The organism is Ruegeria sp. Alg231-54 (assembly GCF_900143525.1).
Classification (GTDB): domain Bacteria; phylum Pseudomonadota; class Alphaproteobacteria; order Rhodobacterales; family Rhodobacteraceae; genus Ruegeria.
This window is the reverse complement of the sequence record NZ_FREZ01000030.1, coordinates 1-15730: the sequence shown is the minus strand read 5'-3', so window position 1 is coordinate 15730 and position 15730 is coordinate 1. Positions and strand designations below refer to the sequence as shown.

The window sequence follows — 15730 nt, the reverse complement described above, 5'->3', positions numbered from 1 at the left end:
CGATTGACCCTGTTTCTGCGGATCTCTGCCGCGAATATCGGGCCAAATCTGTTCCACCAATAACGCACAGTTTCGTGGCTGATCTCGATGCCGCGCTCGTGCAAAAGATCTTCAACATTGCGAAGCGAAAGCGGAAACCGAACATACATCATGACGGCCAGACGAATGATCTCGGGGCTCGTCTTGAAGTAGCGAAAAGGGCTGCGTTTTGTCATCCTGCGACGCTAAGTGCTCGCCCTGCCCGCCTCAAGACAAGTTCTTCTGACAAGACCGTTCGACGCGCTCGGGGCGCATCGCGGCATAGACACAGGCAAGTGAGGCCCCCTCGGAGAAAGCAATGACCGTGGCTGAGGTCATTTCAGTGACATCCATCACAGCCTCTATATCCATGACGCGCTCTTCAAGGGTTGGTGTCCCCTGAATGCGGTCCGACATGCCGTTGCCGCGCTTGTCGAAGGTAACCAATCTTCCCACCGAACTGAGAGCTGTCATCCACTGGAGATAGCCCGGATTTTCCATGGACGCTTCCAGATGCGAAATCATTCCGGGGACCAACACTAGATTGCGCGGCCCATCGCCCCAAACTTGATAGGCGATGGATAGCCCGTCGCTTTCGGTGAAAAGGGTCTCCACATTGGCAGTCATGCGCCCCTCCCAGTCGTTCTCTGGCCAATCCTCCGCCCATATTTTCAATGTGGTTCGCGACGGAGCCAGCGCATGATCATATTGAAGTTCGAATGGCCTATCGGTCAATGATCTCTTTGGTTGAGCGCAACGTGCGTCATGCAAGGATTGTAATAATCAGGTAAAAAACCGGAGGTCTGCATTGTCCGCAAGGCGGACGTTGGCGCTTTGCAACGTTGGGTCTGCTATCCGTCCAAAAGCCGACATCTGACCAAATCAATCAGCTGACCGCGTTGAGTCCAGGGGTTATGATTCAGCCGTTTTACTTAGCAAGGTCACCAACGATGCCAACGGCGTCGACGACAGTCGAAAGATCATCAGAAACTTCCAAAATTTCATCGTTGACGCGTATGTAACGATTTCCTTTTCCTGGAGGTTTCAATTTCCAGTTGGAAAGGTCGCCGATGTCCGAGTAATCCAAGTCGGCGGGAAGTTTGGCTCCTCTTGTATAGCGCTTTATTTGCCCTGGCGGCACAGCTTTCTGACCCTTATCCGGCTTGCCATCCAACTGAACTTTCTTGTCTTTTGACTTCCCGCCTTTTTCTTTGGCGGAAGCCACATCGATGACGCCAACCATCAAGGTCAGGGCCAGCATCCAAACGAATACAGAATAGATCTTCACGCGGTGTTCCTTCAATTTCACTGAACTCATACTGTTGTTGCATTTGTTACATTTTCTTTGGAGACTTCATTTAATGAACCAACAAACAATCATGCCCTAGCCTGTGTTCACGTCGGTCTGAATTTGAAGGCCTCTGGAGCAGTCTGGTCATGAATTGTGTTTTTAGCGGTCAGACTTTGTGGCAATTGAAGCGAATGCCCGCTTTAAGACCAGTAGTTGTTGCAACATCTTTAAGCAAAGAACCTGGCATCTCGGTCGAAGCTAAATTGTTTCACATGAGGATCGATGCGTAGCTCGCGGCAGAAGCCTTATGAAGGCTATAGGCAAGCAAAACTGCAAGAACGCATATTGGGCCGGCTATTTCCAAAAACGCTTTGAAAGATGATTGGGAGCTATTCCCAAGGGAGAAATACTGGGAGAGCCTACTTTTTGCAGGCGATAGCTTCCATTCACCTAGTCTTAACATATTCAACTCGTTAAAAAACAACGGTTGAAAACTAACATTCATGGTCTCAGACCCGTAAAGTTTTCGCAATTTTCAGAGATTTTGCTCCAAATTCGACAAAATAGGTCTACAGTCACTACGGAAAAACGCACATTGTAGACGAACCCAAGGCCAATTGGTTGTTAAACGGCCTATGGTAAATACTTCATCTAAGTTCGACGATTTCGTAAATTGCCTACTCCCTCTGGTCGCGTTGTTTCTTGATTGTTATGAGGACAGTTTCGCAATCAATGCAGAAACGAGCTCGGCCTCCGAGTGCTTCAGTGGATCGACGATGCCGTCAGCGAGCCCAAGCATCAGTACGAGTCCCAAGGTGGCAGAGTGAATCGCAAATGCCGTCTGGCGAGCTTTTTCGGGTGGCCCGTCGAGTCTTGCAGCTAAGGCGTCATACAATTTCGATGTGGTAACGTGGATTTTCTCGAGAACATCGCTGTTTCGTACCTCTTGCATTCCTGCCTTCAGCGTCTGGGGGGCGAGGTACATCATCCTGTAGCGGTCAAGGTTGGATGTATGGAACCGCGTGATTGACCGAACGAACGCGTCAATGGCCTCATTTGAAGTTTTTACAGATAGCAGGCTTGTTTCGGCCTCATTGGTTTCTTCGCCCAACCAATCGAGAAACATGGCGGCAAGCAAATCGCTTTTTGTGGGGAACCAGTAAAGTACCGATTGCTTAGTAATGCCAAGTGCGCGCGCAATCGTGTCGAAAGAGACTGCGCCAAAACCACCGTCTGCCAGTAGTTTTTGCGCCGCATCAATGATTTTCCCGTCGGTTTTAAGATCGGTCATAAGTTACCCTTTGTCCGCCTACCGTTGGTAGTTTATCTTTTCTACCAACGGTAGGCAAGCAGAATGGGGCTTGGAAATATGGATTTGTTGAACTTAGAGAACCCAGTGTTCGTAACGTACGCAATTGCAGCCTCCCTGATGGTAGTGAAAGTTATGGGGCAGGGTTGGATGACGGTACACCGCATGCTGAAAGTAGGTGGTGGATGGGCGAGTCCTGAAGACCTCAGGACGGGCCTCATAAACAAAAACCCTGATCCATCTCAGCTCAATACTAACGACTACGTCGACCGTTCTCGGCGAATTCATCGGAACGACCTAGAGAACATTCCAGCGTTCTGGATCGCTGGATTGCTCTTTGTGTTGGCTGATCCGGCGCTGTTGTCGGCACAGCTGCTACTCTACGGGTTCGTCGCCGTGCGTTTAGCACACTTTTTGGCCTATGCGACCAAGCAATCCCATGAAATTCGAGCGACCTTTTATACCCTAGGCTCGTTAATTGTAATCTACATGGCGTTGCACATGATTTGGGTAACAATAATCTGACGGGAAATTTTAACGGCAACTAAGTCCGCACTTCGGTCGTTCATCTGAACTCGTCGAATGACTGCTTTGAGCCCAAGGTGACGAGTGCTGCGCCACGCACAAATGTCCGCTCATGGTTTGTGTTTGGTGCGCAGGCGGCTCAGCGCGACCAGTGTGACCCCCAAGAACGATGCAGTCAGTGAATGAGAGAATTTGTCCTCAAACCCTGGGAAGGCGTGCGGAACCAAATGAGTCGGTCGGCCCCTCCTAGAGCCGTGAGGCACCACTCTCTTCCTGCCTTTTCGTTCAATGCGCTTCGCATAACAGCGTTCGCCCATTTTCGGATGGGTTGAGATGAGAGCATCAGTTCTGAAAGCAGGTTACTGTCCATCCTAACAAGCGAGGCATCGGTCTTCGCCGCAATGGACACGAGCGACGCTCCCTCCCGTGTTCTCGCGATGTTCGGCTTGACAACGCAGGCACCCACATAAAACCCAACACAGATTTCTTTGCCATCTTCGTCGTAAATTCAACTCGTTAGGCGCCCTTCCAAGACGATGTACTCCTCTGTTTCGGGGTGCCCCTGCCGGTTCACATACTCCCCCTTGCGCAGGCGTATTGGTTTCCAGAGCACCGCAAAATCTTCCGCGTAATCCGAATCTGACAGGTCAAGCGACTGAGCAAAAAACGTCCTCAGTTTCATGTTAGCGAACCTTAGTAAATGATAATGTGGATGACTACGTCCTTGGGCATGTGTGGCACAGGTCAAGGAGATTACAAAATGATGCACGGGAATCTGAAAAAAAATTTTTGGAAAGATCGCGATTAGCGCAGCATTGCTTGCAGCGTCAGTTTATTTCGCGTTGGTCCGTATCACCCTCGTGCATCTCGAATTCGTTTCGGGACAGACGCCCTTCGACATGCGATCCTTCGGCTACGACCCCGCAGATGCCGCAGAGCTTCTCGGCGGATTGGGCATGGATGGGCGCAAATACTACCTCACTCTCCAGATACCTCTTGATACTCTGTATCCGTCCCTGCTGGCGCTGACATTGAGCAGCACTATTTGCTGGTTTGGGTGACTTTTGCCAAACAGTGGCCTTGTACGCCTTGGCGTCACCCGCGCGGTCGGCAGCGCGCTGTTCGACTATGCCGAAAACCTTGGGATCACGGCGATGATGTGGAGTTGGCCAGATGTTTTGGGTCCGTTGGTCTATGCCGCCAGCTTTGCGACAATCGCCAAATCCGTCATTACAAACCTAGCAGTGATGCCGGTGTTTGCCACGGCGTTCGTCTGGACGCGCCTGCCCAAAGCGAGCTTGCGCATCTATGTGAGAAATGACCGGTCACTTCTGCTACGCGAATTGGATCGACCAAAACAGGATGGACACCGGATTACTGCCCGATGAAGGCGGCCCTTCTTCTACGGAAGCGGCGGCATGAATGTGAGATCCCAACGGCAACTTCCCTAATCGGGCGTCTGGACCAAGTTCATTTCATTGTGTTCTTTCCGTCCATTGGGGTCAGGTCTCTCATCCGGTCAAGCTTCTCTTCGCAGTCATCACTGGTCTGGTCCGGTAGGACTTAGGTGTACCGCATCTGACCCTAAGCGGTGATGCCCTCGATCACTTGATTGGTTATCATGGAAGTTGCTGACCAGGGATAATTGCGGACCGTGATGGAACACAGCGACACGCCAATCATTCCGGCAACGAGGGCATCAGTTCTAACCTTCACATCGCCAGGTTTTGGATCGAGGTTGCGTATAAGGTCTGCGAACATCTGAAAATAGCCTAGTACGTCGCCCGTTTCGATGAAGCTGTCGACATCTGACCGACCGACATCGTTTGACATAAAGACCAGCCGGAAATGATCTGGGTGATCTATCCAGTATGACACGAAGGCCAGCGCGGCGGCCTTAAGCCGTTCGGCCGGGTCACTTGTTGTTTTCACACTAGCCTGAACGTGTTCCGCCATCTCGGCCAATACCTCCGCCCAGAGCAGCATCAGGATCTCGGTTTTTCCGGCAAAATGGGCGTAGAGGGTCGTTGGCGCACAACCGACCGCTTTTGAAAGACGGCGTATGGAAACCGCTTCGAAGCCGTCTTGGCGATAGAGAGCCATCGCGTGCTGTGAAACCTTGGTCCGGAACTCAATGATCTCGGTTTCGCTGCGAGGCGGGCGTCCAACGGCTTTGGTCATTTCTTCAGTCTCCACATTATTTAATACGCGTTCCAAATAATCCTTGCCTCGTCAAGCAGGTAGTTTATAGAACGCGTATCAAATAATAAGAATTACCTCCATCGACATGCGTCAGGACTGAACATGAAATATTCCATCCCACTGAAATCGGTACTTTTTCTCATCGGCCTTGTGATCATGACACTAGGATTGAACATTGGATTGGGCGGCATCCCCACGCTTGGCTGGCAGACTTCCGAGCCATTCATTGCTGTCATCAACGACGACGTGTATCACGTTCAGGACAGCCACATCCGGTTCATCGGCGGCATCTGGTTCAGCATTGGCGCAATCTTCTCCCTGGGTGCGATCATGCAAGCCACTTTGCGTCCAACGTTGATCATTCTATGTTCAACAATCGCATTTGCGGGGCTGTTTAGGTTTAGCGGCCTCAACGGAGGAGCCGTCTTCAGCGCGGAGGTTATGCTATCCTTGGTACTGGAACTTGTTGCATTCCCTCTTCTGGCTTGGTGGTTGGCTAAATCGGGCAAGCCCACGAGCATAGTTGCTGCTTGACTAAACCAAATTGAACAAGACAGGGCGCAATGAGAAATTTGATCGACCGCAGAGAAGCCGTTCACCCGCCCGAAACGAAGTACCGCTTTGTCCGCGTAGCAGACATTCTGCTGAACGTCAGCACCGAGTCCATACCGGAAGTGCTCCGGCTTAGATGCTCGCAGATGCAGCGATGCAATGGACCGAAGCCGTCAGCTGCGATGCAGAAAGAAAAGCGGACGTTCATTCATGGCGCAGCGAGTTTTCAGACACGAAGGTCCGAGTTGCCGGACAAACCTGCCGGTACTTGGCACTGTCGAAATTCTGAACTGAGTTCCTTTTGTTCCGCTTGCGTCGGCAGGATTTGATATTCACTGGACTTACGGGACCTCATACCTAAGCTTGTAGCATTTTCCGAAAGAGGGGTCGGCATGTTGACCAGAACCGCTTCACTCGTTTTCGCGGCATGGGTTTTGCTGTGTTTCACGGTTTTGTCTTCCAAAGCTGACGTGCTGCATAGTTGGGTCCAACTCGGACCCGATGATCAAATCATTGTAAGAGCAATCTCTGCCTCACCTGACTGCCCTTTGTTGAAAATCGATGGTCAGGCTGTTGCGATGAAAAAGCGAGCGATGCCACAGGACCAGTTTCCTCATCTGGTTTGCGATTATCGCGCGCCAAAACTGGTTCAGAAGATAATGCTTGAGGGAAACCCGCTGCCAACGCTCAATCCAAGCTTGCAGCGGATTGCCGTGGTCGGGGATACCGGGTGCCGAATTCGCGGCACCAGAGTACAGTACTGCAATGATCCAACCGCTTGGCCGTTGAATACCATCCTGGCGGAAATCGCATCCAGATCGCCGGATCTGGTTATCCATGTTGGTGACTACGTGTATCGGGCATCGGAATGCCCGGATCCGGAAAAATGCGGCGGATCTCCTTTTGGTGACACCTTCAAATCCTGGTCCGCAGATTGGCTAGACCCAGCTGACAGTCTGTTCAGGCGCGTCCCTTTTTTCTTCCTGAGGGGCAATCATGAAAACTGCGGACGCGGAAACAAAGGGTGGTTCCGGTATTTCGAAGCCGGGTCCCTTCCATCGAGTTGCCCCGCGGTAACTCTGCCGTGGATTGCTTCCGTGGAAGGTCTTGATCTGATTTCGTTTGATTCCTCTGCCGATCCGGCACCGCAAAGCAGCCCCGGCCTGTCGAATGTCTACGGACAAATGGCCAGAGATCTATTTGGAAAAACCAGCGGAGAAGCTTGGCTTCTCACGCACCGACCGCTTTGGGTGAACATGCAGGCATTCGGAGAATTGATTGACGGTGACGACACACAGCGGGCGGCGTTCAGCAGGGTCATACCAGAAAACGTCAACCTGGTTTTGTCAGGTCATATCCACGCTTTTCAGGCGATTGATTTACTGGACGGGCCGGTACAGGGGATAAGCGGCAACGGAGGAACGCAGCTTGATCCTATGCCGACCGAAATTGCTGCCAACGTTGAAGTTGCTGGTAGCCTGGCAAGTATCGTAGTCAGCAATAGTGATTTCGGTTTCTTGATGTTGACCCAGGAAACAGATGTTAGTTGGTCGATGGACGCAATAGATGCAGCAGGAAAAACCCGGAATCGATGCCGTCTTAGCGGACGTACGCTTTCTTGCGAGTGACGCTAAGCTGATTGCGCCTCGAAAATCATTTGGAGCTTTGGGGCTCTACGCGGACGTTGGCCGAAAAATCGCGAATGACCACTATGCGGACACTGCTGCCGTTGATCAATCACCCGGCAATGGCGGCTCTGAGTTAACCAGCGTTGGATTTCACTGACGGGTGCTGTCAGACCAATTCGAAGCAGTCTCTGTTTACCCCTAAATGCCGGAACTTATGCTGAACAAAGTTGGCGCCACTCGGAGAGAGCAGCGGCGCGGTTGAGCTTGAAATTGTCTCTGCTGTAGAGGGCGCGTTCCTGATTGAAATGGTTGTGGACGGAAGAATGAACTGCGGCGAACTTCTGCAAACATCGCATTTGCCTGAAGCGGAGCATCGCACGTTCTCGTCGTCGAAATGGCAGATGGGAATTCTCGGCCCGATTGTTCAACCAGCGGCCGGTCTCTTGCCGACTACCGTTCCCGACAACTCTCATCGCCGCGCCATAAGACCGCAGTTTGTCCGTCACGATGGATTCAGGTTGACCGTAGCGTTTCATTGATTTTCTGAGGAATTTCAACGCAGCTTTGCGGTCACGGCGCTTGGTCACATAACTTTCCAGCACCTCGCCTTCGTGATCCACAGCCCGCCATAGGTAGCGCGTCTCGCCATTGATCTTCACGAAGACCTCGTCCAGATGCCACTGCCAGTTCGAATAAGATCGCATCCGATTGACCCTGTTTCTGCAGATCTCTGCCGCGAATATCGGGCCAAATCTGTTCCACCAATAACGCACAGTTTCGTGGCTGATCTCGATGCCGCGCTCGTGCAAAAGATCTTCAACATTGCGAAGCGAAAGCGGAAACCGAACATACATCATGACGGCCAGACGGATGATCTCGGGGCTCGTCTTGAAGTAGCGAAAAGGGCTGCGTTTTGTCATCCTGCGACGCTAAGTGCTCGCCCTGCCCGCCTCAATAAGTTTCTTCTGACAGCGCCCATCTCGTCTATATCAGCCCTTTGCGAACATTCGGCGCATACCAAATCTGGCAACCCGGCATCCCGAAAGCGGCCATTCATACACGGCGCAGCAATTTCGAGAAGTTATCGGCCGTAGCGCGCAACAAACCTCCTAACTTCTTCCTTTTTCTCTATTTCCCCCAATGACTTAGACTGGCACCTGTATCGTCTCCGAAATAGGGGATGGTTCTTTGGACGTTTTTTAGTGCAAGAAAGAATGTCTTCGCCTCTACCGATGGATATGAAACGTGTTAAAGCTCATCAAGAATGCGCGCCTCTATTCACCTGAGCCTGTTGGTTTGGGTCATATTCTCACTGCGGGTGAGCGCATCATTTACCTTAGTCGCACACAGCCCGAATTGCCCGATCAACTTCAGGCCGAGATCATTGACGTCGACGGTGCAGCGGTTGTTCCGGGTTTTATTGATGGGCATGCGCATATCACCGGTGGTGGTGGTGAAACCGGACCAGCCAGTCGGGTGCCGCCGATGGTTCTGTCGTCTTTCACCCGTGCCGGTGTCACCTCGGTCGTTGGGGTGTTGGGCACCGACGATCTGACCCGCAACACGCAAACGCTGGTACAACAGGCCTATGGGTTGCGGGCCGAGGGGCTTTCAGCCTGGTGTCACACCGGTGGCTATCACATCCCTCTGGCCACGCTCACAGGATCAGCCCGTAGTGATATCGTGTTCCTTGATCCGGTTATCGGCGTTGGTGAACTGGCGATCAGTGATCACCGGTCGAGCCAACCCACTTTGGACGAGTTTCTGCGGATCGCAAGCGAGACGCACGTTGCTGGCCTAATGGCTGGGAAAGCCGGCATCGTGCATTGCCATATGGGAGACGGCGAGCGGGGTCTTTCGATGTTGGAACAGGCTATCGCGACCTGTGAGATCCCCGCGCGCGTCTTCAATCCAACCCATATCAATCGCAACAAACCGCTCTTTGAACAGGCCGTCGCACTGGCGCGGCACGGATGTTACATAGACGCGACCGCATTCCCCTGTGAACATTTCGAGCCCGGCATATCGGCCGCCGAGGCCTATGTCCAATTTCGCGATTTGGGTGGTCGCGCGGACCGGTTTACGATCAGCTCTGACGGTGGCGGTTGCCTGCCGGCCTTTGACCGAGAAGGCAATTTGACACGGTTCGGTGTGGGATTGTCGGACACTCTGCCCGAAACGCTGCGCGACCTTACCGATAGCGGAGTACCCCTGTCCGAGGCGCTGGCTCCGTTGACCTCGAATGTCGCCGATCTGCTGAAGTTAAATCAAAAAGGTCGCCTAAAGGTGGGCATGGACGCGGATTTGGTGGTTCTTGACGAAAACACAGCTGTGCGGCATGTGATGGCCCGGGGGGAATGGCATGTCCGCGATGGCCAGATAGTCAGGCGCGGCATGTATGAACAGGTTTGAGCGTCCGCGCGGTCCCCGGTGGCTGCCCGCTATAACACCGGAAGGTAGTTAAGATATGTGCCCTGCACCCATTGATGCAGTGACCCCGCGTGGGTTCATCATACCGATTGGCGGCGGCGAAGACCGTGTCAAGGAAATGCAGATTCACCGCAAATTCGTGGAACTGTCCGGCGGTGCGGATGCCGATATCGTCGTAATCCCGACGGCCTCGATGTTGGAGGAAACCGGGCCGGATTATCACCGTATTTTCTCCGAACTCGGGGCCGGTCAGGTCGAGTTCCTGCCGATCTCGCGCCGTGCCGATTGCGACAATCCCGAATATGCCGAGATGCTGGATCGCGCCACCGGGATATTCATGACCGGCGGGAACCAGCTTCGCTTGTCGGCGATTCTGGGTGGTACGCTTGTCGCTCAGAAAATCCGGCGTCGGAATGCGGCGGGGGTACCGGTTGCGGGAACCTCTGCCGGGGCCTCGATCATGTCCGAGCACATGGTTGCAGGCGGAAGCAGCAATTCCGCCCCGGCCGAAGGCAACATCACTCTGGCCCCGGGCATGGGGTTGACCAACGCGGTCATCATTGACCAGCATTTTACACAGCGTAACCGCTTGGGGCGTTTGCTAACGGCCTCATCTTTCAACCCTTTTCTGATCGGACTGGGAATTGACGAAGACACGGCGGCGTTCATTGGACCAGATAACGTTCTTGAGGTCGTGGGCAGCGGAACCGTGAGCGTGGTGGATGCCAGCCATCTGACCCATTCGTCAATGTGGGATGCCCGCCGCGGCGAGGCGCTGAGCCTTCTGGGTCTTCGGCTTGACGTTCTGGGCGAAGGGTGCCGTTATGATCTGACGGCTCGCCAGGCTTTCCCGCCGGATGAGCATATGGCGTTCTGCACACTGCCGGACCTGTCTGGGGATTACGTCGCCAGCGGGGGATAACAAAAAGATAACCAACGGGGACCTTCATGAAAATTATTTCGACCAACGTTTTTGTCGGCCCGAATGTGTGGGCAAGTTTTCCGGTTATTCGCCACGTTATCGACTTGGATATTCTTGAAGAATGGCCATCGGCAAAAATTGGTTCCGACTACATCGACGCTTTGATCGCGGCCCTTCCCGGTCTGGTTGAACATGGGTGTTCCTTTCGCGAACCCGGCGGTTTCATCAGACGCCTGCGCGAAGATGAAGGCACCTGGCTGGGTCACGTACTGGAACATTGCGCTATCGAAGTACAGAACGTAGCCGGCACGGATGTGACTTTTGGCCGGACCCGCAGCACGGGTGAACCTGGCCAGTACAACATGGTTTATGAGTACCGGCAGCGCGACGTCGGTCTGGCCGCGGGTAAGCTGGCGATGCGATTGCTGATGCATCTGCTGCCGCAATCCCTGAAGGATCAGGTGGATTATGATTTCGACCCGGATTTTAACTGGGACGACGAACTGCGCAGCTTTGTGCTGCGGGCGCAGCGCAAGGAATTTGGTCCCTCAACCGGCTCGTTGGTCAAGGCCGCACAAGAGCGTGACATCCCCTGGATCAGGCTGAACTCCGGCTCGCTGGTGCAGTTCGGTCATGGGAAGTATCAGAAACGCATTCAGGCAACCATTACCTCTGAGACCAAGCATATCTCGGTCGAGATTTCCTGCGACAAGGAAGATACCCACAACCTGTTGAACGATCTGGGCCTGCCGGTACCGCAGCAGCGCATGGTTTACGCGGCCCGCGAGGCAGCGAAAGCGGCGGGGCGTATTGGGTTTCCTGTTGTCGTCAAGCCGCTCGACGCCAATCACGGACGCGGCGTTTCGATCAATCTGAAATCGGAATCAGAGGTCGAGGCCGGTTTTGCCGAAGCCAAGGAACACTCCCGCAGCAGGGCCATTTTGGTGGAAAGCTTCATCACCGGTTTCGACCACCGAATGCTGGTTGTGAACAACAAGCTGGTCGCAGTGGCCAAACGTGTCCCTGGACATGTCGTTGGCGACGGCACGCACACGATTGCCGAACTGGTTGACATCGTGAACCAGGACCCGCGCCGTGGCATCGGGCATGAAAAAGTGCTGACCATGCTTGAAATCGACAATCAGGCCAAACGCCTGATGGAGAATGCGGGCGTGACAGAAGAGACCGTGTTACCGGATGGTGAGATTTTCTATCTCCGATCGACGGCAAATCTGTCGACGGGCGGTACAGCCATTGACCTGACGGATGTCGTACATCCTGACAATCGTGACATGGCCGAACGCGCCATCATGGCGGTTGGGCTGGATGTGGGGGGGGTGGACTTCCTGATCGACGACATCACCAAATCCTACAAGGATATCGGTGGCGCTATTGTCGAAGTGAACGCAGCCCCCGGCTTCCGAATGCACGTGGCTCCGTCCGAAGGTCAGTCGCGCGACGTGGCGGGCAGAGTGATTGATATGCTGTTCCCCGCCAATGAGGAAACCCGCATCCCGATTGCGGCGATTACGGGTACCAACGGCAAGACTACGACGTCACGGATGCTGGGGCATATCATGAAAACCAGCGGCAACACGGTTGGTATGACCTCGACAGACGGCGTCTATGTCGACGGTAAGCTGAGCGTCAAGGGCGACATGACAGGGCCCAAATCCGCGCAGATCGTCCTGCGCGATCCGGCGGTCGATTTCGCGGTGATGGAAACCGCGCGTGGCGGGCTTGTGCGGTCAGGTCTGGGCTATCAACGCTCAAACGTGGCGGCGTGTATGAATGTCTCGGCAGATCATCTGGGTCTTGGTGGCATAAACACGGTCGAGGAACTGGCTGTCGTCAAGCGCGTGGTGGTTGAAAGCGCCACAGATACGGCGGTGCTGAATGCCGATGACATCAATTGTTTGAAAATGGCCGACTACGCCGGAGCCGAGCAGATATTCTATGTCACTACCAATCCCGGGCACAGTCTGGTCAAGGAGCATATCAAGGCCGGCGGCAAGGCCATCGTGCTGGAAAAGGGCATGAACGGTGACATGCTGACCATCTATGACAACGGGCTTCATATCCCGGTTCTGTGGTCACATCTGATCCCGGCGACGTTGGAAGGCAAAGCGATTTTCAACGTCCAGAATGCCATGTTCGCCGCCGCGATGGCCTATAGTTTCGGAGTAGACCTGGACAATATACGTCACGGTCTGCGCACCTTCGACACCAGCTATTTCCAGGCACCCGGGCGAATGAATGTCTATGACGAACATCCCTTCAAGGTGATCCTGGACTATGGCCACAATCCAGCCGCACTGAAGGCGATGGCGGCGCTGGCCGATCAGTTGGAGGTCAAGGGCCGCAGGCTGTGCGTTGTTGCGATGCCCGGAGACCGGCGCGATGAGGACATTGTAGACGGGGCCGCCGCGCTGGCTGGACATTTTGATCATTTCATCTGCAAGGCAGATGACCGCCGTCGCGGGCGTGGGCATGACGAGGTGCCGCAGATGATGCGTCAGTCCTTGATCGACAACGGCGTCGACGATGCAACCATCACGATCATCCCCGACGAGGTCGAAGCGGTGAGTGCCGCGTTGGAGCAGGCTGCACAGGGCGATCTGCTGGTGATCTTTGGTGACGACACGACGCGTTGCTGGAAACAGATTATCTATTTCAACTCTGATGGTGAAGCACCCGAGGCCGCGCCGGTGGCAAGCCTCGCCGAACCCGCGTTCGAAGACATGTTCGAAGGCGACCAGAACCTGATCCGGGATGAGCGTGGCGTTCGTCTTGCCCGTGAAATCAGCGAAGACGCAGATTGAGCGGAGGCACCGGAATGGACCGGATTGAAGAGCTTGAGACCGCGCTGACAATCGAAAGCGCGACCGTCGACCATATTCAGGTGGATGACGCCCGGCGTCTGACCGGGCCGGGCCTGTTGTGGGATCGACCCGGCGCGGTAATGGACGTGTTTTTCACCGAAATTGATGCCACGCAGGTCACCGCCCTGTGGGAGAATCACGCGCGTCGTGTGCTGGATGGGCTTGGCTGGCAGGATCAGGATCTGACCCATCGTATCTTTAGCGGTGGCGTCAATTTGGCGATCTCAGCGCCAATGGATCAACTCTATTCCTCGATCTTCGCTGCGCAAACCGCCTGGCATTTCTGTGCCGCTGAACTGCTGGCATCCGAGCCCGGAGATTTCGATCAGATGGTTGCGGATGTCAAAGGCGTGATGGAGAAAGAAGCCAACCCCGCGCTGATCGCACTGATCGCAGCAGCACAGGCGCGTGGTTTGGATATTCTTTGCGATGATGATGACGTCTCGATCGGGCATGGCACGGGCAGTCAAACCTGGCCGGTCGATGCGCTGCCAGCCTTTGATGAAGTAGACTGGTCTGCCCTACACGATATCCCCGTCGCGTTCATCACTGGAACCAACGGCAAAACTACCACAACCCGGTTGCTTGAGGCTATCGCGCGCGCTTCCGGAAAGGTCGCCGGGCTGACCTCAACCGAGTTTGTGCGGGTGGGTGACGATATTCTGGACCGTGGCGATTACTCCGGCCCCGGTGGCGGGCGGATGTTGCTGCGCGACAAACGACTGGAAGTTGCCTGTTTGGAAGTCGCACGTGGCGGCATCCTGCGTCGGGGACTGCCGACCCGCGCGGCCACGGCAGCCGCGGTCACAAACGTGGCGAATGACCATCTGGGGCAATACGGTGTAAACACGGTACCAGAACTGGCTCAGGCCAAGTTTGCCGTTCATCGCACGCTGGCCGAGGGCGGTGTGCTGGCCCTGAATGCCGACGACCCCTATGTCCGCACCGAGGCTGAGAAGACTTCGGCAAACATCTGGTGGTTTTCGCTGGACGCACAGAATGGCCTGATCCGGCAGGCTCGCGATGCAGGCAAGTGTTGCGCCTATGTGCGGCACGACGATATCGTCTTTTTTGACGGCGCGGCCGAACAAGTAGTGATCGCAGTTTCCGATGTTCCCCTGACCATGGGCGGCGCTGCGAAATACAATATCCTGAACGCGCTGGCGGCCTTGTGCCTTGCCCTGGCACTAGACTTGCCCGTTCAGGCAGTGCGGGATGGGTTGGCCGGGTTCAAGCCAGACGCCAAAGATAACCCAGGTCGTTGCAACGAGTTTGAGTACAATGGAGCACGGGTCTTTGTGGATTTCGCACATAACCCACATTCCATTTCCGCCGTTTGCGATGCGCTGTCTAGCTTGCCGGCAAAACGGCGTTTCATCATGCTCAGCCATGCGGGGGACAGATCGGATCAGGATATCCGGGACGTAACTGCGACAGCGCTGAACTTCCAACCTGATGTGGTCGTCGCAACCGAACTGGAGGGGTATTTAAGAGGTCGCGAACTAGGAGAAATTTCTGATCTGATCGAACGGACAGCGTCGGAACTTGGGTATGGTACAGAACAAGTACTCAGAGCTGCTTCGCCTACACAAGCCGCTTCTATGATACTTGAACTGCTGGAGCCGGGTGATATTGCCTTGCTGCTGGTTCTGTCCGATCGCGATGCCGTTCTCGCGATGTTTGACGGGTGAATACAAAGCCGGGGGTGCTGTCAGACCAATTCGAACCAGTCTCTGTTTACCCCTAAATGCCGGAACTTATGCTGAACAAAGTTGGCGCCACTCGGAGAGAGCAGCGGCGCGGTTGAGCTTGAAATTGTCTCTGCTGTAGAGGGCGCGTTCCTGATTGAAATGGTTGTGGACGGAAGAATGAACTGCGGCGAACTTCTGCAAACATCGCATTTGCCTGAAGCGGAGCATCGCACGTTCTCGTCGTCGAAATGGCAGATGGGAATTCTCGGCCCGATTGTTC

At 54.4% G+C, this 15730-nt stretch carries 16 protein-coding genes and 1 pseudogene; 9 read left to right on the top strand and 8 right to left on the bottom strand.

Annotated features, from left to right (window positions below; genetic code table 11):
- The 4 genes and pseudogenes from DHN12_RS24130 to DHN12_RS24110 all read right to left on the bottom strand — a co-directional run.
- Positions 1-215, bottom strand: a pseudogene (locus DHN12_RS24130) (IS6 family transposase); the annotation flags it as partial.
- Between the two features lie 31 nt (positions 216-246).
- Positions 247-645, bottom strand: coding sequence for an alpha/beta fold hydrolase (locus tag DHN12_RS24125; RefSeq protein WP_108862476.1), 399 nt, complete (start codon positions 643-645; stop codon positions 247-249).
- 301 nt (positions 646-946) lie between these two features.
- The gene (locus tag DHN12_RS24120) at positions 947-1306 is read right to left on the bottom strand and encodes a hypothetical protein (protein ID WP_145974847.1); all 360 of its coding nucleotides are present in this window, start codon (positions 1304-1306) and stop codon (positions 947-949) included.
- A gap of 712 nt (positions 1307-2018) precedes the next feature.
- Positions 2019-2600 (bottom strand): TetR/AcrR family transcriptional regulator, encoded by a 582-nt coding sequence (locus DHN12_RS24110; RefSeq protein ID WP_108862474.1) that lies wholly within the window; start codon positions 2598-2600, stop codon positions 2019-2021.
- A gap of 78 nt (positions 2601-2678) precedes the next feature.
- Between DHN12_RS24110 and DHN12_RS24105 the strand changes: the two genes are divergently transcribed.
- From DHN12_RS24105 to DHN12_RS24095, 3 genes are all read left to right on the top strand, one after another.
- Positions 2679-3143, top strand: a complete 465-nt coding sequence (locus DHN12_RS24105; protein ID WP_108862473.1) for an MAPEG family protein — start codon at positions 2679-2681, stop codon at positions 3141-3143.
- 815 nt (positions 3144-3958) lie between these two features.
- On the top strand, positions 3959-4204 hold the full coding sequence (locus tag DHN12_RS24100; RefSeq protein ID WP_108862472.1) for a hypothetical protein: 246 nt from the start codon (positions 3959-3961) through the stop codon (positions 4202-4204).
- Between the two features lie 3 nt (positions 4205-4207).
- Positions 4208-4531 (top strand): hypothetical protein, encoded by a 324-nt coding sequence (locus tag DHN12_RS24095; RefSeq protein ID WP_108862471.1) that lies wholly within the window; start codon positions 4208-4210, stop codon positions 4529-4531.
- Positions 4532-4727: 196 nt separating this feature from the next.
- Here the strand turns inward: DHN12_RS24095 and DHN12_RS24090 are convergent, their stop codons facing one another.
- Positions 4728-5324, bottom strand: coding sequence for a TetR/AcrR family transcriptional regulator (locus DHN12_RS24090; RefSeq protein ID WP_108862470.1), 597 nt, complete (start codon positions 5322-5324; stop codon positions 4728-4730).
- A 123-nt stretch (positions 5325-5447) separates the two neighbouring features.
- On the opposite strand from DHN12_RS24090, the gene DHN12_RS24085 reads away from it, so the two are divergent.
- The gene (locus DHN12_RS24085; protein WP_108862469.1) at positions 5448-5879 is read left to right on the top strand and encodes a DUF4345 domain-containing protein; all 432 of its coding nucleotides are present in this window, start codon (positions 5448-5450) and stop codon (positions 5877-5879) included.
- Positions 5880-6430: 551 nt separating this feature from the next.
- Here the strand turns inward: DHN12_RS24085 and DHN12_RS25015 are convergent.
- The gene (locus DHN12_RS25015) at positions 6431-6736 is read right to left on the bottom strand and encodes a hypothetical protein (RefSeq protein WP_234416785.1); all 306 of its coding nucleotides are present in this window, start codon (positions 6734-6736) and stop codon (positions 6431-6433) included.
- On the opposite strand from DHN12_RS25015, the gene DHN12_RS24080 reads away from it, so the two are divergent.
- Positions 6635-7525, top strand: coding sequence for a metallophosphoesterase (locus DHN12_RS24080; protein ID WP_234416784.1), 891 nt, complete (start codon positions 6635-6637; stop codon positions 7523-7525). The genes DHN12_RS25015 and DHN12_RS24080 overlap by 102 nt on opposite strands.
- Positions 7526-7737: 212 nt before the next feature.
- On the opposite strand, the gene DHN12_RS24075 is transcribed toward DHN12_RS24080, so the two are convergent.
- Positions 7738-8445 carry an IS6 family transposase gene (locus DHN12_RS24075; RefSeq protein WP_108862467.1) on the bottom strand — a complete coding sequence of 236 codons (708 nt, stop codon included), beginning with the start codon at positions 8443-8445 and terminating at the stop codon, positions 7738-7740.
- Between the two features lie 325 nt (positions 8446-8770).
- Here DHN12_RS24075 and iadA point away from each other — a divergent pair, with 325 nt between their 5' ends.
- Genes iadA through DHN12_RS24055 form a run of 4 tightly spaced genes read left to right on the top strand, consistent with a single transcriptional unit; the run spans position 8771 to position 15450 of the window.
- Positions 8771-9937: a beta-aspartyl-peptidase gene (iadA, locus tag DHN12_RS24070; RefSeq protein WP_108862466.1), complete on the top strand. Its 1167-nt coding sequence runs from the start codon at positions 8771-8773 to the stop codon at positions 9935-9937.
- A gap of 55 nt (positions 9938-9992) precedes the next feature.
- Positions 9993-10877: a cyanophycinase gene (locus DHN12_RS24065; protein WP_108862465.1), complete on the top strand. Its 885-nt coding sequence runs from the start codon at positions 9993-9995 to the stop codon at positions 10875-10877.
- A gap of 26 nt (positions 10878-10903) precedes the next feature.
- Positions 10904-13699, top strand: a complete 2796-nt coding sequence (gene cphA / locus DHN12_RS24060; protein WP_108862464.1) for a cyanophycin synthetase — start codon at positions 10904-10906, stop codon at positions 13697-13699.
- A gap of 14 nt (positions 13700-13713) precedes the next feature.
- Positions 13714-15450 (top strand): Mur ligase family protein, encoded by a 1737-nt coding sequence (locus DHN12_RS24055; protein ID WP_108862463.1) that lies wholly within the window; start codon positions 13714-13716, stop codon positions 15448-15450.
- A gap of 66 nt (positions 15451-15516) precedes the next feature.
- Here DHN12_RS24055 and DHN12_RS25010 read toward each other — a convergent pair.
- Positions 15517-15730 (bottom strand): transposase (locus DHN12_RS25010; RefSeq protein ID WP_234416783.1); only part of this gene is annotated, 214 nt, incomplete at its 5' end.